Here is a 22,636-nt window from a genome sequence, read left to right as displayed (position 1 = left end):
CTGCGGGCCGCGGCCCAGCGCGGTCAGCGCCGAGGCCAGGGTGCCGCCGGAGAACAGGGCGCTGGAGCGCAGGAAGCCGTCCACGCGCAGCGGGACGCCCTCGGGCAGCTGACGGACCGTGAAGTACGCGCCCAGGTCGGCCGGGATCGAGTCGAAGCCGCAGGCGTGGACGATCCGCGCCCCGGTCTCCCGGGCCCGCGCGTCGTGCGCGACGTACATGCGGTCCACGAACTCCGGCTCGCCGGTGAGGTCCACGTAGTCCGTGCCCGCCTCGGCGCAGGCGGCCACGAGTTCCGCCCCGTACCAGATGTACGGTCCCACGGTCGTGGCCAGGACCCGCGTGGACGCGGCCAGTTCGGCCACCGCGGCGGCGTCCTGGGCATCGGCGCGCAGCAGCGGCAGACCGGCGCAGGCCGGATCGGCCGCGGCCAGCCGCTCGCGCAGCCGTTCCAGCTTGGCGAGATCCCGCCCGGCCAGCGCCCAGCGGCAGCCGGCGGGGGCGTGGGCGGCCAGGTACTCGGCGGTCAGCGCCCCGACGAACCCGGTGGCGCCGAAGAGCACGACGTCGTAGGGCCGTTCGGCCCGGTCCTGCGGGACCTTCGCGTTCATGGGCGCTCCTCCCGGGGGGTGTGGTGGGCCGAGGCTAGCGCGCCGTCCGGCGGGGTGCGCGGGCGGGTGGGGCGTACGGGGGCGGGAACGGGACAGTGCCCCGGACACGGCCGCGCAGGCCGCGCCCGGGGCGCTGTCGGTGGGGCGTCCGTCGGCGGATCAGCCCTGCTGGTAGAGGCCGAAGAGGTCGACCACGAGGTCGATGTCGTCCCAGCCCTGGTTCCAGAGGTCGATGATGCCGGTGCTGCCGGTGCTCGCCTGGACCAGGTTCGGGACGGTGACGCCCTTCGTCCAGTTCAGGTTGGAGGAGTTCGGCGGCGTCGGCCAGCCGGCGACCTCGTTGATGTAGTCGTCCATGCTGTTCGGGTCGGGGGTGACCGTCAGGAAGCCGTCGCCCTGGGTGTTGGTGACGGTGGCGTTCAGCACGAACCCCGTGATGCTGGGGTCGTCGTACGCCAGCGGCATGTAGATGTAGTTGCGGCCCCAGAGCGGCCCGTAGACCGGGTCCTGGGGGTCGCGGGTGTCGGCCAGGCGCTCCGGCGCGAGCGGGACGAAGGCGCTGGTGCTGGCGGTGCTGTAGTAGCCCACGACGTCCACGACGACATCGGTGCCCGCCCAGGCGCCGTTGAAGACGCTGATGCGGCCGTCCTGGCCGACGGGCACGATCACCGAGTTGGCGATGGTCTGGCCCGCGGAGAAGTTCAGGTTCGACGCGGTCGGGGTGGCGCCGCCGCCGGGGAAGACCGACAGGTGGCCGGCCTCGCGCGGGTTGGTGACGGTCACGTTCAGCGCGACGGCGCTGATGCCCTGCGGAATCCCGCGCAGGCCGCTGATCTGGGTGGAGAAGGACTTCCGCCCGCCGAGCTGGCCCCGGCCCGCGCCAAGACCCTCACGGGTGTCGACGAAGCGGGCGGGGGTGATCGGGGTGTAGCCGCTGGAGGCGGTCTTGGAGAAGTAGCCCGTGACGTCCGCGATCAGGTCGACCGGCATCGGGCCGCGGTTGGCCAGCTCGACGTAGCCGCCCTTGCCGACCGGGACGATGACCAGGTTCGGGACGGTCTGGCCGGTCTTGTAGTTGACGTTCGACGTGGTCGGACGCGCGGTGCCCTCGGGGAAGGCGATGATGTGGCCGTCCGCCGAGGTGTTGGTGACGGTGATGTTGAGGACCACGGCGGTGACGCCCGCCGGGATCCCGCCGTTGCCGCCGACCTTCACGCGGGTCGAGCTGTACGCCTTGACCGTGGCCTTCGGGGCGCCGGTGCCGTCGCGGGTGTCCAGCAGGCGGGTCGGGGCGTAGGGGGTGAAGTCCGAGCCCCGCGTGACGACCTGGAGCTCGTTGAAGGCGCTGGTGTTGTTCGCGACGTCCGTGACGGTGACCTTCACCTTGTAGGCGCCGACCTCGGCGTAGGCGTGCGTCCGGGTCACGGTGGCCGAACCGGAGGAGTCGACGGTCTCCGAGGCGCCGTCGCCCCACTCGAAGGTGATCTTGAGCGCGGCGTTCGTGTTCGACGGGGTGGCCTGCAGCTCGACCCCGTGCGCCGTGGTGGCGTAGCCGTTCAGCTCGACGGCCAGGTTCGAGACGTCCGCGGCGGCCGAGCGGCCTTCGGCGGCGACACCGGACTTGGCGGCGGCACCGGACTTGCCCGCCGCCAGCGGCTTGCGGACCGTGCGGTCGGCGGGGCTGGTGAAGGCGTTGTCCTTGGTCTTGGGCGCCGTGCCCAGGTCCAGGTCGGGGGCGCTCGCGCCCCGCGGGTCGTGCTTGACCGGATCGGCCTGGGCCAGGCCCGGGATGAGGCCCACACCCGCTGCGATGGCGGCAGCGGAGATTACAAGTCGGCGACGGCGCACCGGCCCCCCATGTTTCTGTGGTTGAACGCTTGAACAAGTTCGAAAGCGTGCTCAGCGTACACAGCTTCGAATGACTCGTGCGCCGATCCCCGGGGAGGGCCGTCCGGGGGGCTTGTGTTCGGTGGAACACGTTCCTAGCATCACCGGTGTTACATCAGTTGTGTCATACGGTCGCCGCACCATCAACACCGTCAACACCATGAACACCGCACACGCTGGGGGCTCGATGGCAGGGACAGGGAACGGGACCGCGGCCGCCGCCCGGGGCGGGCCGCTCGCCGGTGTGCGCGTCCTCGAACTCGCGGGCATCGGGCCCGGGCCGTTCGCCGCCATGCTGCTCGCGGACCTCGGCGCGGACGTCGTACGGGTGGACCGCCCGGGCGGCGGCGGGCTGGCCGTCGACCCCGTCCACGACCTCACCAACCGCGGCAAGCGCTCCGTCCTGGTCGACCTCAAATCGCCCGACGGCTCCGCCCGCGTCCTGGATCTGGCCGAGCGGGCCGACGTCCTCGTCGAGGGCTTCCGCCCCGGGGTCGCGGAACGCCTCGGCGTCGGACCCGCCGACTGCCACGCCCGCAATCCCGCCCTCGTCTACGGCCGGATGACCGGCTGGGGCCAGGACGGCCCCCTCGCCCGCACCGCCGGCCACGACATCGCCTACATCGCCGTCACCGGCGCCCTCGGCATGATCGGCGGGCCCGGTCAGCCCCCGGCCGTCCCCGCCAACCTCCTCGGTGACTACGCGGGCGGCTCGCTCTACCTCGTCGTCGGGATCCTCGCCGCCCTCCACCACGCCCGCGCCACCGGCACCGGCCAGGTGGTCGACGCCGCCATCGTCGACGGCACCGCCCACCTCACCGCCATGATCCACGGGATGATGGCGGCGGGTGGCTGGCAGGACCGCCGCGGCGTCAACCTCCTCGACGGCGGCTGCCCCTTCTACGGCACCTACGAGACCTCCGACGGCGGCCACATGGCGGTGGGCGCCCTGGAGCAGCAGTTCTACGACACCTTCGTCCGCCTCCTCGGCATCGCGGACGAGGCCCCCGCCCGCAAGGACCTCGCCCGCTGGGGCGAGCTGCGCGAGAGCGTCGCCGCGCGCTTCAAGGCGCGTACGCGCGCGGAGTGGACGGCCGTCTTCGAGGGCACGGACGCCTGCGTCGCCCCGGTGCTCTCCCTCCGCGAGGCCCCCGCCCACCCCCACCTCGCCGCCCGGGGCACCTTCACCGACATCGGCGGGACCGTCCAGCCGGCCCCCGCGCCGCGCTTCTCCGCCACCCCGGCGGCCGTCACCGCGGGCCCCGCCCTGCCGGGCGCGCACACCGAGTCGGTGGCCGCCGACTGGGACGTACCGGCCCTGCGGGAGAAGGAAGCCTGATGGAACTGTCGATGATGCTCGACTACGCCGGGGACCCGCGGCGGGCCGCCGACGAGGCCGCCGCCCTGGAGCGGGCCGGACTCGACGCGGTCTGGGTGGCCGAGGCATGGGGCTTCGACTCGCCCACGATCATGGGCTACCTCGCCGCGCGCACCGAGCGGATGAGCATCGGCTCCGCGATCGTCAACGTCTACTCCCGCACCCCCGGCCTCATCGCGCAGACCGCCGCCGGCCTGGACGCCCTCTCCGGCGGCCGCGCCCTCCTCGGCCTCGGCGCCTCCGGCCCGCAGGTGGTCGAGGGCTGGCACGGGCTGCCGTACGACAGGCCGCTCGGCCGGACCCGGGAGACCGTCGAGCTCTGCCGGCGCATCTGGCGCCGGGAGACCATCGACCACCACGGCATCACCGACATGCCGCTGCCGCCCGAGAAGGGTGGCCGGCACGGCAAGCCGCTGAAGATCCTCACCCGCCCCGTGCGCCCCTCCATCCCCGTCTACATCGCCTCGCTCGGCCCGGCCAACGTCCGGATGACCGCCGAGATCGCGGACGGCTGGCTGCCCACGCTGTTCATCCCGGAGAAGGCCGCCGCGGTCTGGGGCGGCCCCCTCGCCGAGGGCACGGCCGCGCGCTCCCCGGAGCTCGGCCCGCTGCGGACCGTCGCGGGCGGCCTGCTCGCGATCGGGGAGGATGCGGCCGCCGTACGGGACCTCGCGCGCCCTCAGATCGCGCTGTACGTCGGCGGCATGGGCGCGGTCGGCAAGAACTTCTACAACGACCTCGCCGTGGCCTACGGCTACGAGGAGGAGGCCCGGAAGATCCAGGAGCTCTATCTCGCCGGCCGCAAGCGCGACGCCGCGGCCGCCGTGCCGGACGAGTTCTGCGAGCTGATGACGCTGTGCGGGCCCGCGGGCTACGTACGCGAACGGATCGAGGCGTTCCGCGAGGCGGGCGTCACGATGCTCAACGTCACGCCCGTCGGCCCCGAGCCGGCCCGTCTGATCGAAACCGTCAAGAACTGGCTTTGAGGAGCCCTTCCGATGCAGCGAGCCGCCCGATGAAGCGCCTGATCTTCGACGCCGACCACGAGGCGTTCCGTGGGACCGTCCGCACCTTCCTCGCCAAGGAGGTGCTGCCGCACTACGAGCAGTGGGAGCGCGACGGCATCGTCAGCCGCGAGGCATGGCGGGCCGCCGGCCGCCAGGGGCTGCTCGGGCTGGCCGTCCCGGAGGAGTACGGCGGCGGCGGGAACACCGACTTCCGCTACGCCGCCGTCATCGCCGAGGAGTTCACCCGGGCGGGCGCGCCCGGACTCGCCATCGGCCTGCACAACGACATCATCGGCCCCTACCTCACCACCCTGGGCACCGAGGAGCAGAAGCGGCGCTGGCTGCCCGGCTTCTGCTCCGGCGAGACCGTCACCGCCATCGCGATGACCGAGCCGGGCGCGGGCTCCGACCTCCAGGGCATCCGGACCACCGCCGAGGACCGGGGCGACCACTGGCTGCTCAACGGCTCCAAGACCTTCATCTCCAACGGCATCCTGGCCGACCTGGTGATCGTGGTCGCCCGCACCACCCCCGAGGGCGGGGCGCACGGCCTGTCGCTGCTGGTCGTCGAGCGCGGCGCGGAGGGCTTTGAACGCGGCCGCAACCTGGACAAGATCGGCCAGAAGGCGCAGGACACCGCCGAGTTGTTCTTCCGAGACGTCCGCGTCCCCAAGGAGAACCTGCTGGGGGAGCGGAACGGCGCCTTCGTCCACCTGATGACCCATCTCGCGCAGGAGCGGCTGGGCATCGCCATGGCCGGGATCGCCGCCGCCGAGCACCTGCTGGAGATCACCACCGCGTACGTCAAGGAGCGCGAGGCGTTCGGCCGGCCGCTCTCCCGGCTCCAGCACATCCGCTTCGAGATCGCGGAGATGGCCACCGAGGTCGCCGTCACCCGGACCTTCCTGGACCGGTGCATCACCGACCACACACGCGGCGAACTGGACCATGTGCACGCCTCGATGGCCAAGTGGTGGGCCACCGAGCTGCAGAAACGGGTCGCGGACCGCTGCCTCCAGCTGCACGGCGGCTACGGCTACATGACCGAGTACCCGGTCGCGCGCGCCTTCACCGACGGCCGGATCCAGACCATCTACGGCGGCACGACCGAGATCATGAAAGAGATCATCGGCCGTTCGCTGCTGGGCTGACCCCGGGCCCGGCCGATCTCCGGCCCGGCTGACCTCCGGCCCCGCCGGTCTCCGGCCCGGCCGGCCTCCCGCCCGACCTTCCCCCTCGCACCCCTCCGAAAGGCTTGACCAGTGAGCACCGAAGCGTACGTGTTCGACGCGATCCGCACCCCTCGCGGCCGGGGCAAGGCCAACGGCTCCCTGCACGGCACCAAGCCGATCGACCTGGTCGTCGGGCTCATCGACGCCCTGCGCGAGCGCAACCCCGGCCTGGACCCGGCCACCATCGACGACATCGTGCTCGGCGTGGTCGGCCCGGTCGGTGACCAGGGCTCCGACATCGCCCGGATCGCGGCCATCGCCGCCGGGCTCCCGGACACGGTGGCCGGCGTACAGGAGAACCGGTTCTGCGCCTCCGGCCTGGAAGCCGTCAACCTGGCCGCCGCCAAGGTGCGCTCCGGCTGGGAGGACCTGGTCCTCGCGGGCGGCGTGGAATCCATGTCCCGCGTGCCGATGGCCTCCGACGGCGGCGCCTGGTTCGCGGACCCGATGACCAACTGGGACACCGGCTTCGTCCCGCAGGGCATCGGCGCCGACCTGATCGCCACCATCGAGGGCTTCTCCCGCCGCGACGTCGACGAGTACGCGGCCCTCTCGCAGGAGCGCGCCGCCGCCGCCATCAAGGACGGCCGCTTCGCGAAGTCCGTCGTCCCGGTCACCGACCGCAACGGTCTGGTCGTCCTCGACCACGACGAGTTCGTCCGCCCCGGCACCACCGCCGACACCCTCGCCAAGCTCAAGCCCTCCTTCGCCGACATCGGCGAGCTGGGCGGCTTCGACGCCGTCGCCCTGCAGAAGTACCACTGGATCGAGAAGATCGACCACGTCCACCACGCGGGCAACTCCTCCGGCATCGTCGACGGCGCCTCCCTCGTCGCCATCGGCTCCCGCGAGGCGGGCGAGCGCAACGGCCTCACGCCGCGCGCCCGGATCGTCTCCGCCGCCGTCTCCGGCTCCGAGCCCACCATCATGCTCACCGGGCCCGCCCCCGCCACCCGCAAGGCCCTGGCCAAGGCCGGCCTCACCATCGACGACATCGACCTGGTCGAGATCAACGAGGCGTTCGCCGGTGTCGTCCTGCGCTTCGTCAAGGACATGGGCATCCCCCTCGACAAGGTCAACGTCAACGGCGGCGCCATCGCGCTCGGCCACCCGCTCGGCGCCACCGGCGCGATGATCCTCGGCACGGTCGTCGACGAGCTGGAGCGCCAGGACAAGCGCTACGGCCTGGTCACCCTCTGCGTCGGCGGCGGCATGGGCGTCGCCACCGTCGTCGAACGCCTCTGACCCGTCCTGTCCCCCAGAACCCTCCGACCTCCGACACGGAAGTAGCGAACATGAGCGAGTCCACCACGATCCGCTGGGAACAGGACGAGACCGGCGTCGTCACCCTCGTCCTCGACGACCCGGGCCAGTCCGCCAATACGATGAACCGCGCCTTCCAGGAGTCCATCGCGGCCGTCGCGGACCGCGCCGAGGCCGAGAAGGACTCCATCCGCGGCATCGTCTACACCTCCGCCAAGAAGACCTTCTTCGCGGGCGGCGACCTCAAGGACATGATCCAGCTGCGCCCGGAGCACGCGCAGCTCGCCTTCGAGACCGGTAACGCCATCAAGCGCTCCCTGCGCCGCATCGAGACCCTGGGCAAGCCCGTCGTCGCCGCGATCAACGGCGCGGCGCTGGGCGGCGGTTACGAGATCGCGCTCGCCTCGCACCACCGCGTCGCCCTCGACGCCCCCGGCTCCAAGATCGGCCTGCCCGAGGTCACCCTCGGCCTGCTCCCCGCCGGCGGCGGTGTCACCCGTACCGTCCGCCTCATGGGCATCGCCGACGCGCTGCTCAAGGTGCTGCTCCAGGGCACCCAGTACAGCCCGCAGCGCGCCCTGGAGAACGGCCTGGTCCACGAACTGGCCTCGACGCCCGAGGAGATGCTGGCCAAGGCCCGCGCCTTCATCGACGCCCACCCCGAGTCCCGGCAGCCCTGGGACGTGCCCGGCTACAAGATCCCCGGCGGTACGCCGTCCAGCCCGAGGTTCGCCGCCAACCTCCCGGCCTTCCCGGCCAGCCTCAAGAAGCAGCTGAACGGGGCCCCGTACCCGGCGCCGCGCAACATCCTGGCCTGCGCCGTCGAGGGCTCCCAGGTCGACTTCGAGACCGCGCTGACCATCGAGGCCCGCTACTTCACCGAGCTGGTCACCGGGCAGACCGCCAAGAACATGATCCAGGCGTTCTTCTTCGACCTCCAGGCCGTCAACGCCGGCCGCAGCCGCCCGCAGGGCGTCGAGCCGCGCAAGGTCACCAGGGTCGCCGTCCTCGGCGCCGGCATGATGGGCGCCGGAATCGCCTACTCCTGCGCCCGCGCGGGCATCGAGGTGGTCCTCAAGGACGTCACCGCCGAGGCCGCCGCCAAGGGCAAGGCGTACTCCGAGAAGCTGCTCGACAAGGCGCTCTCGCGCGGCCGGACCACCGAGGCCAAGCGCGCCGAGCTGCTGGCCCGGATCACCCCCACCGCCGACGTGGCCGACCTCGCGGGCTGCGATGCCGTCATCGAGGCCGTTTTCGAGGACACCGAGCTCAAGCACCGGGTGTTCCAGGAGATCCAGGACGTCATCGCCCCCGACGCGCTGCTCTGCTCCAACACCTCCACGCTGCCCATCACCGGGCTCGCGGAGGGCGTGAAGCGGCCCGCCGACTTCATCGGCCTGCACTTCTTCTCGCCCGTGGACAAGATGCCGCTGGTCGAGATCATCAAGGGGGAGGGGACCGGCGAGGAGGCCGTCGCCCGCGCCTTCGACCTCGTACGCCAGATCAACAAGACGCCGATCGTCGTCAACGACTCGCGCGGCTTCTTCACCTCGCGCGTCATCGGCCAGTTCATCAACGAGGGCGTGGCTATGGTCGGCGAGGGCGCCGAGCCCGCCTCCGTCGAGCAGGCGGCCGCCCAGGCCGGCTACCCGGCCAAGGTGCTCTCCCTGATGGACGAGCTCACCCTCACGCTGCCTCGCAAGATCCGCAACGAGAGCCGCAAGGCGTTCGAGGCGGAGGGCCGTACGTGGACCGTGCACCCCGCGGACACCGTCATCGACCGGATGGTCGACGAGTTCGGCCGCCCCGGCCGCAGCGGCGGGGCCGGCTTCTACGAGTACGACGAGGCCGGCAAGCGGTCCCGGATCTGGCCGGGGCTGCGCGAGCACTTCGCGAAGCCGGGCCACGAGATCCCCTTCGAGGACATGAAGGAGCGGATGCTCTTCTCCGAGGCGCTGGACACCGTCCGCTGCCTGGACGAGGGCGTGCTCACCTCGGTGGCCGACGCCAACATCGGCTCCATCATGGGCATCGGCTTCCCGGCGTGGACCGGCGGCGTGCTCCAGTACATCAACGGCTACGAGGGCGGCCTCGTGGGCTTCGTGGCCCGCGCGCGGGAGCTCGCCGCGCGGTACGGCGAGCGCTTCGACCCGCCGGCCTCGCTCGTGGCGAAGGCGGAGCGCGGCGAGACGTACACCGACTGAGCGGGGCGCCTGCCGTCCTGGGGTGCCCGCGCGGGTGCCCCGGGACGGCAGGACGCGCCTCAGGGGCTACGCGCGGGGACGCGCCTCAAGGGCTTCGCGCGGGCCGCCTCAGGCTTCGCGCAGGGCCGCGAAGACGCCGCGCCGCAGGGTGCCGTCCGCCTCCGTCCACCCGGCCAGCACCTGGCCGAGCAGCCCGTCACCGTCCGCCGTACCGGGCTCCAGCACCCGCGCCACCGTCAGGGCCGGCGCGGGCCGCTCCCGCCCGGCCGGGCCGACGCCGACCACCGTGGCCGCGGCGGTGTCCGTGACGGCCCCGGTCCCGGCCAGTCCCTCCGGTACGCCGGCGCCCGCGCCCCGCACCTCGACCGTCGGGTCCGGGACATCGCTCTCGTTCTGGTGCTGCGCCGCCGCCCGGCCCGCCAGCAGCGCCAGCAGCTGCGCGACCAGCACCGGGTCGTGCGCGCCGTCGTAGATCCAGCGGCGGCCCAGTACGCCGTGCTCCGAGGTGCCGATCAGCCCCTCCCGGGCCTCCTCCAGCGGCGCACCCCGGTAGGCCAGCGGCACCAGATAGGTGACCGGCGCTCCGCCCGAGGGGTCCCGGACCACCATGAACTCGATGCCCACCTCGCCCTCCGGGTCGTCCAGCCGGAAGCCGCCCGCGCGGGCCAGCGCGGCCGCGGAGGGCTTCGTACCCCGGTACCAGGGCCGCGACGGCAGCCAGTCCGCGAGGAGTTCGAGCTTGCCGGGGGACATCGTGGTGCTGTGGATGACTGCCATGCCGGGAAAACTACCCGACGCCGCTCACTCGGCGCCCGATACGAACGCGGCCCGCAACTCCTCGCGCAGGGACCGCTGGAAGGCCGTCACCAGCGCCTGCACCACCATCGGCTGCATGTGCGCCGACAGCGCCTTCATCGACTCCACCCGCTCCGGATCGCTCTCGCCCTCCGTGAACGGCCCCCACACCTCGTCCCGGAACAGCGCCGTCAGCCCGTGCGCGGCTGAGCGGGCGTGCTCGATCAGCACCGTGCGGGCCGCGAGGATCGTCTCGTGCGCGATCGGCACGTCCAGCAGCGCCACCCCCAGCCGCAGCAGCCCCACGTCCACCCGGAATCCGTCCCCCTGGGCGGCGAGCACGTTCATGGCCGTCAGCCGGCGCACGTCCTCGTCCGACAGGCCCCGCCCGGCCCGCCGCTCCAGCTCCTCGCGGGGCACCACCTGGGCCGCGTCCGGAGCCCAACTCGCCACCATCGCTCGGTGGATGGCCAGGTCGTGCGCGCTCAGGTCGGCGGGCAGGGCGTCCAGATAGCGCTCGATGGCGGACAGGGTCATGCCCTGGTGCTGGAGCTCCTCGATCAGGGCGAGCCGGGACAGGTGCTCCGGCCCGTAGTGCCCCACCCGACGAGGTCCGATCACGGGAGGGGGCAAAAGGCCGCGGGTGCTGTAGAACCGTACGGTGCGCACGGTGACGCCCGCCCGGGCCGCCAGCTCGTCGACGGTGAGCATCGGCTCGGGTGCCTGGTCGGCCATCGTCTGCGCCTCGCTCTCTGCTCCACAGCTTGGGTTCAACAGTATTGCTGTCGCACCAACGATGTGAAACGGCCAGGAGCTGCCCATGCCCACGAACCTGCGACTGCCCGGACCCCCCGGAGAGATCACCTTCCCCGCCCTGCTGGCCCGCAACGCCGCCGAGTACGGGGAGCTCCCCGCCCTCTCGTGGCGGGCCGGCCCGGACGCCGCCGAGTGGACGACGCTGACCTGGAGCGAGGTGCGCCGCAAGGTGGCCGTCCTCGCCGCCGGCTACGCCGCCCTCGGCGTCGAACGCGGCGAGCATGTCCTGCTCATGCTGGGCAACCGCCCCGAGCACTGGCTCAGCGACCTCGCCCTCGTCCACCTCGGCGCCGTGCCCGTCACCGTGTACGGGACCTCCGCGCCCGAGCAGATCGCCCATATCGCCCGCCACAGCCGGGCCAGGACCGCCGTCGTGGAGGGCGCGCGCGAGCTCGTCCGCTGGGAACCGCTGCTGGCGGACGGGACCGTACCGCTGGAGCGGCTGGTGGTGGCCGAGGCCGCCGAGGCCGGCGGGCACACCACGTACGCCTCCCTGTACGCGAGCGGCGCCCGGCTCCACCGCGCCGACGCCTTCGAGAAGGCGTGGCGGGAGTCCGTCCCGGGGGACCCGCTGACCGTGGTCTACACCTCGGGCACCACCGGCGACCCCAAGGGGGTCCGGCTGAGCCACCGCCACCTCGTGCTCCAGGCGGTCCGCATCGACGGGGGCGTGGATCTGCCCGAGCACGCGGAGCACATCTGCTACCTGCCCTTCGCGCACATCGCCGAGCGCGTGCTCGGCATCTACCTGCCCCTGCTGCGGGCCTCGCACGTGATGCTGTGCGCCGATCCCGCGGCCGTGGCCGGGGCGGTGCGTGAGCTGCGGCCGGTGGAGTTCTTCGGGGTGCCGCGGGTGTGGGAGAAGCTGGCCGCCTCGGTGCGGGCGGTGCTCGCGCAGCTCCCCGAGGAGCAGCGGACGGCCATCGAGGCCGCGAACGACCTGGCCCGGGCGCGGGCCGGGCACCAGGAGCGGGGCGAAGAGATCCCGGCCGCGCTCGAAGCCTCGTACGCCGAGGCGAAGGAGCGGGTGCTCGATCCGCTGCTGCGGCTGGCGGGCATGGACCGGCTGGTCTGGACGGCCAGTGCCACCGCGCCGATGCCGATCGACGTCGTCCGCTTCTGGGCGGGCTGGGGCATCACGGTCATGGACGCCTGGGGGCTGACCGAGACCTCGGGCGTGTGCACGCTCAACAGCGCCACGAGCGGATTCCGGCTGGGGTCGGTGGGCCGGCCCATCGAGGGGCTGGAGCTGCGGATCGCGGAGGACGGGGAGATCCTGACCCGGGGCGCGACCGTCTTCGACGGCTACCTGCGGCCGGACGGGACGGTGGAGAGCGCGGCGGACGCGGAGGGCTGGTTCCCGACCGGGGACGTCGGGCGGATCGACGAGGACGGCTTCCTCTGGATCACCGACCGCAAGAAGGAGCTGATCATCACCTCGACGGGCAAGAACGTCTCGCCCGCGCTGGTGGAGAACACGGTCAAGGAGCACCCGCTGATCGGCCAGGCCCTGGTCCACGGCGAGGGCCGCTCCTACCTCGTCGCCCTGCTGGTCCTCGACCCCGAACTGGCCCCCGTCTGGGCCCGCTCCCGGGGCATCGAGGCGGACTCCCCGACCGCCCTCGCCGCCCACGCGGCCGTCCAGGAGGAGATCGCCCGCGCGGTGGCGACGGCCAACGCCCGCCTGAACCGCACCGAACAGATCAAGCGCTACCGCCTCCTGACGGAGGAATGGAGCCCGGAATCGGGCGAACTGACCCCGTCCCTCAAACTCCGCCGCCGAGCGATCCACACGAAGTACGCCCCGGTACTCAACTCCTTGTACAGGGAACCCCACCAACCCTGACCCCCCGCTGAACCGTCTGTTCGGTCTTTCTGCGGGGGCGCCATGACTGACCCGCGAGGTCCGGACCGGGGGCGCGGGCTGGTCGCTGTGGCGAAAGTACGCGGACCAGGCGCACCGCTCCGCGGAATCGTGGAGCGGTGTTCGCGCGCCAATGAGCTGGGACGAAGCCCGCGTGCCGCGAGCCGGCACAGACCGCCGGACCCTGATCCTCCCGGCCGATGCGATCGGCGTGACGCGTGGGTGCCCCGGCCGGAGGGGGGCGTTCGACCTTGTTCCGGAGCGGACGCTTCGGGGCGGATCAGGTGACGCCGGTGCGGCCGCTGCGCGGGCAGCCCTTCTCGTGGAGCGTCGCGCCGCCCTCCGGGCCGCCGCCGGGTACCGGTGTCGCGCCGCAGGACGGGCAGCCGCGGGGCGGTGTGGCGTCGGAGATCGGGATCCGCATCCGCATCACCGGGGCTCGATGTTCGATACAGCCGTGGTGAACTCGATGCCGCCGCGGGTCGGGCGGATATAGGCGATCTCCGCCCACCGCTCGCCCGGGCCGCCGGCTGTGGCAACGTTCTCCACGCGCACGGCCATGAGGGTGCCCGCGGTGCCGGACGCGATGTCGCGTACCTGCTTGCGGAGCAGGGCGTGCGGGATGTCGGTTTCGGCGTCGTGCCGGTGGGCCATTGCGGGCTCCCTACCTTTGTCAGCGGGTGTGGGAGACACAATGGACCTGCATAAGTCCTGAGAAGAGGGCTTGAGGGAGGACTCTTCGGGTCCTCATAGAGGACTTTCGTGCCCTCGATCCGGTGACGCGTGACAGTCAAGAGGCCATCCTGAGACAGTGGGGTAGCACCCCTGCCCACAAAGGGAGTTGGCATGACCCGACCCACCGGCAACCCGCGCTTCCGTGCCGCCCGGCTCGCCGCCGGCTACCGGACCCAGCAGGAACTCGTCGACGCGCTCGCCACCCGTGGCATCCACATCGGCCTGCGCCAGGCCCGCCGCTACGAGGCCGACAACCCGCCACTCCCGCAGCCGGATGTCCGCCAGGCGCTCGTCGACCTCCTCGGCCGCCCGCTGGACGAACTCGGCTTCAACGTGCCGCCCGGCACCGGTCCGCAGGCGACTGTCAGCCTCCTCACGCCGGCCAACCGAGGGCCCGTGCGTACCCCGAACGCTCCGCAACCCGCCACCGCAGCCGCTGACTTCCTTGCCGTCACCAGAGCACACCGCAGGCTCTACTGGACTGTCGCCCCGGCCACCCTCCACCCGGCCGTCGCCGCGCACGCCACCCTCGGCGGACAGCTCCTCGACGCCACCACCGGCCGCACTCGGCAGACCCTCGCCGCCGCCCTCGCCGAGTCCTACCTCCTCGCCGGCCGCATCGAGTTCTTCGACCTGCGCGAGCCCACCCGCGCGAGCGACACCTGGGTGCGCGCGCTCCAGGCGGCCGGCGAAGCCGACGACGCGCTCCTCGGCGCCGCCGTCCTTGCCCACATGGCGTTCATCCCCGGGTGGACCGGCCGGCGCGAGCCTGCGACCGAAAGGATGATCGCGGCCCGGACCTACGCCCGCCGTGCCCAGGCACCCGGATACTTCGTGGCGTGGCTCGACGCCGTCGAGGCCGAGTGCGCCACCCTGTGCGGCGACACCCGCACCGCTCTGAACCTGATCGCCCACGGCGAGACCGTCGTCGATGACACCGCCACCCCGGCGCCGGAGTGGATGGACTGGTTCTCGGGCATCCGCCTGGCCGCATTCAAGGGCAATACACAACTCAAGGCCGGGCACCTGCCGCAGGCGCGCGAAACCCTCCTCGGTGCCCTCGACGGGCTCACGACCGACGACGACAAGCAGCGCACCGTCATCCTCGGAGACCTCGGCGCCGTCGAGGCCGCGGCCGGACGCCCCGAGGCCGCTGTCGGGTACGCGCTGCAAGCGCTGGAGCTGCTGGAGGTCCACTGGTACGCGACCGGGCTGGAGCGGGTCCGCGAGGTGCGGCGCGCGCTCGGTCCGTGGGAGCACGAGCAGTACGTCCGTGACCTCGACGACCGGCTCTACGGGTGGGGGGCCGTGGTCAGTGGTTTTGTTTGTTGAAGTCGGTGATTCGGGGGGACAGTTCGGTGAGGCTGGCGATGCGGAACGTTGGCAGTTCGCGGGCTTCGGGGGTGTTCCACTGGATCGTCGCCCACGGGCCGCGGTGGATGAGGGCGGTGTGCATGCCTGCCTTGGCGCCGGGGCGGAGGTCGTTGTCGATGCGGTCGCCGACGTAGAGGATCTCGTCGTTTCGGAAGGGCACGGCGTCGGCGAGCCGGTCGAAGAACGCGATGTCCGGCTTGCTGGCGCCCCAGTCGTCCGAGGTGCCGATCAGGTCGACGTCCCCGGTGAACAGGTCGCGGAGCAGGCCGCCCGCGCGTACGGTCTGGTTCCCGGCGATCGCCAGCCACAGGCCGTCGGCGCGGAGCCGGGCCAGCGCGGGCCGGACGTCCGGGTAGAGATCGCCCTCGCCGAACCACTCCGGCTTCCCGGCCGCCGCGCGGGCCTCCCGCTCGGCGGTGAGGTCGAAGCCGGGCCGGAACGGCTGGAACACCTCGCGGTAGTCCCGGCCCTGGGCGATGACCGCGCCGAACATCGCGGCGAACGTGTGCCTCGGGACGCCGAGCCAGTCCGCCCAGGTGCCGTACTCCCTGGTCTCGTCGACCAGGCACTCCCCGACGTCGAACACCACCGCGCGAATCGTCATGGCGGCAGCCTACTGGCGGCGCGCGAAGGCGCCCCTTCCGCCCGGAGGCGTGGGCCGGTAGTGGTGCCGCGTGAATTCGGGGCGCCGGAGCGGGTATGTGGCCGTGGCGCGGTACCCCGGTGGGGTGGGGGTCTCGTCGAGGTTCTGGGTACGTGAATGAGGGGAGCTGGCATGGGTGAGCCGCGGCTGTTGACGCACGAGGAGATCGCCGAGCATCTGGCGGTGCTGCCGGGGTGGGAGCAGGTGGACGACGCGATAACCCGGACCTACCCGATCCGTTACCACGCGGCCGTGGCCGCGATCGTGACGATCGCCGACCTGGCACGGCGGAGCCTGCATCACGCCGACCTCGACCTGAGGATCGACCACCTCCGGGTCGGCATCACCACGCACGACGCGGGCAACCGCCTCACCGCGGCGGACTTCGACCTCGCCCGGCGCGTCGACGAGATCGTCGCGGCGCATCAGGCCCTGCCGCTGGACTGACCCCCGGGCTCCCGGACCCCCGGGCCCCCGGACGTGCGGAAGTGCCCCTCCCGTCTCAGGCGGGAGGGGCAGGCGCCGCTGGCGTCAGCGGCCGATCAGCGGGTAGTGGTCCGAGAGGTTGTTGTACGTGTACGAGGTGCCCCAGCTGGAGACCGTCCAGGGGGTGGTCTCCTCCTTCACCACGTTGTTCTCCCAGCCCGCCGGGCGCGCGTGCCCCTTGCGGTGCAGGACGTAGTCCAGGTCCTCGCGCGGGTCCGTCGGGTAGCGGTACTTCGCTATGGAGTTCAGCGCCGTGTCGAAGGAGTACGGGTGCCCCGTGCGCCGGTCGGAGTCGGCCAGGTCGGCGTTGGCGAGGAGGGCCGCGTACTCCGGGGTGCGCGAGTCGACGTTGAGGTCGCCCGCCAGGATGACCTGCTCGCTCGCCGGGATGTTCTTGCCGTCCAGGAAGGCGTCGATCGCGCGGAACTGGCGGGCGCGCATCTCCGCCGCCTCGCCCGCGCCGCAGCCCGGGTCGGTGGACTGCGCGTGCGTGCCGACCACGTGCACCTTCGCGCCGTTCACGTTCAGCACGACGTACGCGAAGCCCTTGTTCGACCACCAGTCGGCCCCGCAGGCGTCCTTGAAGACGAACTGTTCCTTGCGCAGGATCGGCCACTTGCTGAGGACGGTGACGCCGCCGTCCTCCGGGGTGGTCGAGGAGTACGAACCACCGGTCGCGTCCCAGCCGCTCTTGCTCCGGCCCACGACCGGGGTCTGGTACGGGTACTGCGCGGCCGAGTTGGCCTTGAGCGCGTCCGAGGCGCTGTTGTCGAACGCCTCCTGGAGCACGACCACGTCGTGGCCCTGGTAGAAGGAGGCCCGGGGGATCTGCGCGGCCCGGTGGTCCTGGCCCCAGTTCGGGTACAGGTTCTTGCTCATCAGGAACACGTTGTACGACAGCACGCTGAGCCGCGGCGCGGTGGCGTTCTCCGCGGCCGCGGCGGCGGGCACGGTGGTGGCGGCCAGGGTGCCGGCGGCGACCGCCGCGACGGCCGCGGCGGCGGCGCGGTGGCGGTGGCGGCGGTGGGAGCTGAGCAGCATGGGGGTCTCCATCATTCCTGCACGGGAAGATCGGCTCCGTCATCCAAGCAGCCACGGTTACCTCTGGGTAACACCCGTGCAGCGACTTTCTGTCCGGCCCGCGACGATCACGCGGCGGGCCCCTCCCGCCGGGTCGCCGACCCGTCCCGAGCGCCTGCCCGACCGCAGGTCATACTGGGAATCGGAAGAGATCGACACCCTGGGGGCAGGCATGAGCGGGACCGACCGGCGGGCCGTGACCGGCAGGCGGAAGACCTCCGCCGCCCGGCCCGATCCCGTACCGCCGCCCCCCGGCGGAGTGCTCTGGACCATCGCCGGGGACATCCGCGCCCTGCTGATGCTGCCCGCCGCCTTCACCCTCCAGGTCGCGCACCCCGCCATCGCCTCCGGCGTCGACCAGTACTCCGTCTTCCGCACCGACCCCTGGGGCCGCGGCGAGCGCTCGCTGCGCTCGGTCCAGCTCTGGGTGTACGGCGGGGAGGAGGCCGCCGAGGAGGGCCGCCGGGTCCGCCGGCTGCACAAGGACATCCAGGGCACCGACACCCGCGGCCGCCGCTACCACTCCCTGGACCCGGCCTGCTACGCCTGGGTGCACGCCACCGGCTTCCCCGTCTACCTCTACGCCGGGCGCTACCTGCTGCGCCGCTTCACCCCCGCCCAGGAGCGGCAGCTCTACCGGGAATGGCTCCAGGTGGGCCGGATCCTGGGCCTGCACGACCGGGACATGCCGCAGACGATCGAGGAGTACTGGCCCTACTGGGCCCGGATGCTGGCCGAGGAGATCGAGCCCACCGCGGTCGCCCGCGAGCTGGTCGCCACCGATGTGCCGCTGCCCCGGCCCGCGGGCGGACCGCTCCCCGTACGGCTGCTGCTGCGGCTCACCTGGCCCGTGCTGCGGGCCGCCTTCCTGCGCCTGCGGGCCTTCGTCACCGTCGGGTACATGCCGCCCGAGGCGCGCGCCGCCGTCGGACTGGAGTGGAGCCCGGCCCAGGAGCGCCGGCTGCGGCGGTTCAGCACCGCCGTACGGCTCCTCGTACCGCTGCTGCCGGAACGGCTGCGCTACCTGCCGATCGCCTACCGCGCCCGCGCCGCCTGGCACGCGGGACGCGGCTGACCTCCGTACGCCCGACCCGCGGCCTCCGCCGGACACGGGGGCCGCGGGCCGGGCGCGGGCTCAGTGCCGGTGGCCGGGGCCGGCGCCGTGCTGCGTGTCGTGGACGGTGTTCGTCTCCGCGATCTTCTTCCAGGACTTCGGCTCCGCGGCGGGCTTCGCCGGAGCGGACCCCTCCGGGGCCGACGGCTGCGCCGAGCGGGCCTTGGACGGGGCCTTCGCCGGGTTGAGCGCGGAGGCGGCGGGCTTGCCCGGGGTGTACAGCCAGGTCTCGAACAGCTGGGCCAGCGGCTTGCCCGAGACCTTCTCGGCGTACCGGACGAAGTCCCCGACCTTGGCGTTGCCGTAGGCACGCTCGGTCGGCCAGCCCTTGAGGATCCGGAAGAACTTCTCGTCGCCGATCTCGTTGCGCAGCGCCTGCAGGGCGATGGCGCCGCGGTCGTAGACGGCCCCGTGGAACTGGTTCTCCGGACCGGGGTCACCCGGCTTGACCTGCCAGAAGGGGTCCTCGGCCGGGCGCACCGAGTAGGCCCAGTCGGCGAGCTCCTGCGCGGTGCCCTCGCCCTCCTTCTCCGACCACAGCCACTGGCTGTAGCGGGCGAAGCCCTCGTTGATCCAGATGTCCTTCCAGCCCTCCACCGAGACGCTGTCGCCGTACCACTGGTGCGCCAGCTCGTGCACGACCACCGAGACGTTGGCGCCGTTGCGGAACTGCCCCGGACCGTAGAACGGCCGGGTCTGGGTCTCCAGGGCGTAGCCGGCGTTCACGTTCGGCACGTAGCCGCCGAGCGCGTTGAAGGGGTAGGGGCCGAAGACCCCCTCCAGCCACTCGGTGACCTCGCCCGTGCGCTCCACGCTGGCGCGCGCCGCGCCCGCGTTGTCGCCGAGGTCCTTGCTGTAGGCGTTGACGATCGGCAGCCCGCTCGCCGTGGTGTCCGTGGTGATGTCGAACTTGCCGACGGCGAGCGTGGCCAGATACGTCGCCTGCGGCTTGTTCGAGCGCCAGTTGTACCGGGTCCAGCCGAGCTTCGAAGTCTGCGACTGGAGCACGCCGTTGCTGATCGCCTGGGTGCCGTCGGGCACGTTGACGGAGATGTCGAAGGTGGCCTTGTCCAGCGGGTGGTCATTGCTCGGGAACCACCAGACGGCCGAGTCCGGCTCCTGCGCCGCCACCCCGCCGTCGGGCGTGCGCTGCCAGGCCGTCCAGCCGTCGACCTTGAGCTCCGAGGGCTTCCCGGCGTACGTGACGACCACGGTCAGCGGCGTATTGCGGGCCAGCGGCTTCGCCGGGGTCACCTCCACCTCGTGCGATCCGGAGGTGGCGAACTTCGCCTTGGCGCCGTTGACCCGGATCTCGCTGACCTTCAGGCCGAAGTCCAGATTGAAGCGGGACAGGTCCTGCTTGGCGGTGGCCAGCAGGGTCGCGGTGCCTTCGAGCAGGTCCGTCTTGGGCTGGTACTTCAGGCGCAGGTCGTAGTGGGACACGTCGTATCCGCCGTTGCCGCTGGCCGGGTAGTAGGGATCGCCGATACCCGGGGCGCCCGGACCGGAACTGGCCGCCGACGCCGGGATCACCAGCAGGAGGGAGGCGGCGAGCACGCTCGGGACGATGACTTTGCGGTGCACGAATGACTCCAAGTGGTAGGGGAGACAGCTCGGTTCAAGGTCGTCGTTCGACCGTATTCACCCCCGGCCACCCAGGTCATGTCCATGGCCCCTGCTGTCACACGATCGCCATTCGGCCGTCACGAGTCCGCCCCGAATACACTCCTGACACCGCCCCCGCGGGCAGGGCTTCCGCGCTCCGCCGGCGCCACCTGCCACAATTGGCAGCCTTCCAGTGCAAACGAAGGCAGGCGGGACCCGATCGTGACGATGTCCATCGAAGGCAGGATCGCCGAGGAGCTCGGCGTACGGGAGCGGCAGGTCAAGGCCGCCGTGGAGCTGCTCGACGGCGGCTCCACCGTGCCGTTCATCGCGCGCTACCGCAAGGAAGCGACCGAGATGCTCGACGACGCCCAGCTGCGCACCCTGGAGGAGCGGCTGCGGTATCTGCGCGAGCTGGAGGACCGGCGCGCCGCGATCCTGGACTCCGTACGGGAGCAGGGCAAGCTGGACGCCGAGCTGGAGGCGCGGATCCAGGCGGCCGACACCAAGGCCCGGCTGGAGGACATCTACCTGCCCTTCAAGCCCAAGCGCCGCACCAAGGCGCAGATCGCCCGCGAGGCCGGGCTGGAACCGCTCGCGGACGGCCTGCTCGCGGACCCCTCGGTGGACCCGGCCGCCGCGGCCGCCGCCTTCGTCGACGCGGACAAGGGCGTCGCGGACCCGGCCGCCGCCCTGGAGGGCGCCCGCGCCATCCTCACCGAGCGCTTCGCCGAGGACGCCGACCTCATCGGTGAGCTGCGCGAGCGCATGTGGGGCCGCGGCCGGCTCGCCGCGAAGGTCCGCGAGGGCAAGGAGGAGGCGGGCGCCAAGTTCGCCGACTACTTCGACTTCGCGGAGCCCTTCACCGCCCTGCCCTCCCACCGCGTCCTCGCCATGCTGCGCGGCGAGAAGGAAGAGGTCCTGGACCTCAACCTGGAGCCCGAGACCCCCGAGGACCGCGAGACCCCCGGCCCCTCCGCCTACGAGGGCATGATCGCCCGCCGCTTCGGCATCGCGGCCCCCTCGCAGCAGGCCCGCCCCGGTGACAAGTGGCTCGCGGACACGGTCCGCTGGTGCTGGCGCACCAAGGTCCAGGTCCACCTCGGCATCGACCTGCGGACGCGGCTGCGCCAGGCCGCCGAGGACGAGGCCGTGCGGGTCTTCGCCTCGAACCTGCGCGACCTGCTGCTCGCCGCGCCCGCCGGCACCCGGGCCACGCTCGGCCTCGACCCGGGCTTCCGTACCGGGGTGAAGGTGGCCGTCGTGGACGCCACCGGCAAGGTCGTCGCCACCGACGTGATCCACCCGCACGTGCCCGCCAACAAGTGGGACGAATCCCTCGCCAAGCTGGCCCGGCTCGCCAAGGAGCACGCGGTCGACCTGGTCGCCATCGGCAACGGCACGGCCTCCCGCGAGACCGACAAGCTCGCCGGCGACCTGATCTCCCGCCACCCCGAGCTGGGCCTCACCAAGGTGATGGTCTCCGAGGCGGGCGCCTCCGTGTACTCCGCCTCCGCCTTCGCCTCGCAGGAACTGCCCGGCATGGACGTCTCGCTGCGCGGCGCCGTCTCCATCGCCCGCCGCCTCCAGGACCCGCTCGCCGAACTGGTCAAGATCGACCCGAAGTCCATCGGCGTCGGCCAGTACCAGCACGACCTGTCCGAGGTGAAGCTGTCCCGCTCCCTCGACGCGGTGGTGGAGGACTGCGTGAACGGCGTCGGCGTCGACGTCAACACCGCCTCCGCGCCCCTGCTCTCCCGGGTCTCCGGCATCAGCGGCACCCTCGCCGAGAACATCGTCGCCCACCGCGACGCGAACGGCCCCTTCCGCAGCCGCAAGGGCCTCAAGGACGTGGCCCGCCTCGGCCCCAAGGCGTACGAGCAGTGCGCGGGCTTCCTGCGCATCCGCGGCGGCGAGGACCCGCTGGACGCCTCCGCCGTGCACCCCGAGGCGTACCCGGTGGTCCGCGCCATGGGCAAGACGGCGGGCGGCGAGGTCGCGGCGCTGATCGGCAACACCGGGGTGCTGCGCTCGCTGCGGCCCGAGCAGTTCGTCACCGAGGCGTTCGGCCTGCCCACGGTCACCGACATCCTGCGCGAGCTGGAGAAGCCCGGCCGCGACCCGCGGCCCGCCTTCAAGACGGCCACCTTCAAGGAGGGCGTGGAGAAGATCGGGGACCTGGAGCCCGGGATGATCCTGGAGGGCGTCGTCACCAACGTGGCCGCCTTCGGCGCCTTCATCGACATCGGCGTCCACCAGGACGGGCTGGCCCATGTGTCGGCGCTCTCGAAGACCTTCGTCAAGGACCCCCGGGACGTGGTCAAGCCGGGCGACATCGTGCGCGTCAAGGTCATGGACGTGGACATCCCGCGCAAGCGGATCTCACTGACCCTGCGGCTGGAGGACGAGACCGGGGCCGAGCGCGGCACCGGCGCCCCCCGCCCCCGCGCCCACTCCCGCAGCAGCCCGATGCGGTTGAGGTCGAGGAGGTACTCCGGACGGCGGTGGTCGAAGTTGATCTCGACCATGATGTCGGTGCCACCC

General features: G+C 72.3%; 19 protein-coding genes. 10 read left to right on the top strand and 9 right to left on the bottom strand.

All coding sequences use genetic code 11. The features are described from left to right. Positions 1-609: saccharopine dehydrogenase NADP-binding domain-containing protein (locus tag ABZ873_RS29700; RefSeq protein ID WP_360878366.1), on the bottom strand; the 609-nt coding region annotated here is incomplete at its 3' end. A gap of 159 nt (positions 610-768) precedes the next feature. Next, positions 769-2,409: a PKD domain-containing protein gene (locus ABZ873_RS29695; protein ID WP_360878363.1), complete on the bottom strand. Its 1,641-nt coding sequence runs from the start codon at positions 2,407-2,409 to the stop codon at positions 769-771. A gap of 274 nt (positions 2,410-2,683) precedes the next feature. On the opposite strand from ABZ873_RS29695, the gene ABZ873_RS29690 reads away from it, so the two are divergent. The 5 genes from ABZ873_RS29690 (at position 2,684) to ABZ873_RS29670 (ending at position 9,580) form a co-directional block, all read left to right on the top strand. Further along, positions 2,684-3,835, top strand: coding sequence for a CaiB/BaiF CoA-transferase family protein (locus ABZ873_RS29690; protein ID WP_360878360.1), 1,152 nt, complete (start codon positions 2,684-2,686; stop codon positions 3,833-3,835). Further along, on the top strand, positions 3,835-4,860 hold the full coding sequence (locus ABZ873_RS29685) for an LLM class F420-dependent oxidoreductase (RefSeq protein WP_360878357.1): 1,026 nt from the start codon (positions 3,835-3,837) through the stop codon (positions 4,858-4,860). Before ABZ873_RS29690 ends, ABZ873_RS29685 begins: the two co-directional genes overlap by 1 nt. 29 nt (positions 4,861-4,889) lie before the next feature. Beyond that, complete coding sequence (locus ABZ873_RS29680) at positions 4,890-6,032, top strand: acyl-CoA dehydrogenase family protein (protein WP_360878354.1); 1,143 nt, start codon at positions 4,890-4,892, stop codon at positions 6,030-6,032. Positions 6,033-6,143: 111 nt separating this feature from the next. Then, positions 6,144-7,358, top strand: coding sequence for an acetyl-CoA C-acetyltransferase (locus tag ABZ873_RS29675; RefSeq protein WP_360878351.1), 1,215 nt, complete (start codon positions 6,144-6,146; stop codon positions 7,356-7,358). A 50-nt stretch (positions 7,359-7,408) separates the two neighbouring features. Next, positions 7,409-9,580, top strand: a complete 2,172-nt coding sequence (locus tag ABZ873_RS29670) for a 3-hydroxyacyl-CoA dehydrogenase NAD-binding domain-containing protein (protein WP_360878348.1) — start codon at positions 7,409-7,411, stop codon at positions 9,578-9,580. A gap of 108 nt (positions 9,581-9,688) precedes the next feature. Here ABZ873_RS29670 and ABZ873_RS29665 read toward each other — a convergent pair whose 3' ends face one another. Both ABZ873_RS29665 and ABZ873_RS29660 read right to left on the bottom strand, forming a co-directional pair. Beyond that, positions 9,689-10,357, bottom strand: a complete 669-nt coding sequence (locus tag ABZ873_RS29665; protein WP_360878345.1) for a 1,4-alpha-glucan branching protein — start codon at positions 10,355-10,357, stop codon at positions 9,689-9,691. Between the two features lie 24 nt (positions 10,358-10,381). Continuing rightward, positions 10,382-11,110: a MerR family transcriptional regulator gene (locus tag ABZ873_RS29660; protein ID WP_360878342.1), complete on the bottom strand. Its 729-nt coding sequence runs from the start codon at positions 11,108-11,110 to the stop codon at positions 10,382-10,384. Between the two features lie 85 nt (positions 11,111-11,195). Here ABZ873_RS29660 and ABZ873_RS29655 point away from each other — a divergent pair, with 85 nt between their 5' ends. Then, complete coding sequence (locus ABZ873_RS29655; RefSeq protein ID WP_360878339.1) at positions 11,196-13,037, top strand: AMP-binding protein; 1,842 nt, start codon at positions 11,196-11,198, stop codon at positions 13,035-13,037. 298 nt (positions 13,038-13,335) lie between these two features. Here ABZ873_RS29655 and ABZ873_RS29650 read toward each other — a convergent pair whose 3' ends face one another. Together ABZ873_RS29650 and ABZ873_RS29645 are read right to left on the bottom strand one after the other, a co-directional pair. After that, a complete protein-coding gene (locus ABZ873_RS29650) occupies positions 13,336-13,479 on the bottom strand; it encodes a hypothetical protein (protein WP_360878336.1) in 144 nt (47 codons plus the stop codon). A gap of 5 nt (positions 13,480-13,484) precedes the next feature. Beyond that, entirely contained in the window at positions 13,485-13,709 is a 225-nt protein-coding gene (locus tag ABZ873_RS29645) for a hypothetical protein (RefSeq protein WP_360878333.1), read from the bottom strand. A gap of 192 nt (positions 13,710-13,901) precedes the next feature. On the opposite strand from ABZ873_RS29645, the gene ABZ873_RS29640 reads away from it, so the two are divergent. Continuing rightward, positions 13,902-15,122: a transcriptional regulator gene (locus ABZ873_RS29640; RefSeq protein ID WP_360878330.1), complete on the top strand. Its 1,221-nt coding sequence runs from the start codon at positions 13,902-13,904 to the stop codon at positions 15,120-15,122. On the opposite strand, the gene ABZ873_RS29635 is transcribed toward ABZ873_RS29640, so the two are convergent. Further along, positions 15,103-15,768, bottom strand: coding sequence for an HAD family hydrolase (locus ABZ873_RS29635; protein WP_360878327.1), 666 nt, complete (start codon positions 15,766-15,768; stop codon positions 15,103-15,105). The genes ABZ873_RS29640 and ABZ873_RS29635 overlap by 20 nt on opposite strands. Positions 15,769-15,939: 171 nt before the next feature. Between ABZ873_RS29635 and ABZ873_RS29630 the strand changes: the two genes are divergently transcribed. Then, positions 15,940-16,254 (top strand): 4a-hydroxytetrahydrobiopterin dehydratase, encoded by a 315-nt coding sequence (locus tag ABZ873_RS29630; RefSeq protein ID WP_360878324.1) that lies wholly within the window; start codon positions 15,940-15,942, stop codon positions 16,252-16,254. Between the two features lie 84 nt (positions 16,255-16,338). Here ABZ873_RS29630 and sph read toward each other — a convergent pair whose 3' ends face one another. Then, complete coding sequence (sph, locus tag ABZ873_RS29625; RefSeq protein ID WP_360878369.1) at positions 16,339-17,334, bottom strand: sphingomyelin phosphodiesterase; 996 nt, start codon at positions 17,332-17,334, stop codon at positions 16,339-16,341. 211 nt (positions 17,335-17,545) lie between these two features. Here sph and ABZ873_RS29620 point away from each other — a divergent pair, with 211 nt between their 5' ends. After that, complete coding sequence (locus ABZ873_RS29620; RefSeq protein WP_360878321.1) at positions 17,546-18,448, top strand: oxygenase MpaB family protein; 903 nt, start codon at positions 17,546-17,548, stop codon at positions 18,446-18,448. A gap of 60 nt (positions 18,449-18,508) precedes the next feature. Here ABZ873_RS29620 and ABZ873_RS29615 read toward each other — a convergent pair whose 3' ends face one another. Next, a complete protein-coding gene (locus ABZ873_RS29615) occupies positions 18,509-20,071 on the bottom strand; it encodes a M1 family metallopeptidase (protein ID WP_360878318.1) in 1,563 nt (520 codons plus the stop codon). A gap of 243 nt (positions 20,072-20,314) precedes the next feature. Between ABZ873_RS29615 and ABZ873_RS29610 the strand changes: the two genes are divergently transcribed. After that, the coding region (locus ABZ873_RS29610; RefSeq protein ID WP_360878315.1) for a Tex family protein at positions 20,315-22,636 on the top strand (2,322 nt) is incomplete at its 3' end.

Source organism: Streptomyces sp. NPDC047014, from assembly GCF_040644195.1.
In the GTDB taxonomy this organism is placed as follows: domain Bacteria; phylum Actinomycetota; class Actinomycetes; order Streptomycetales; family Streptomycetaceae; genus Streptomyces.
The sequence above is the reverse complement of the archived record's forward strand: the minus strand, read 5'-3'. Positions and strand labels throughout refer to the sequence as shown.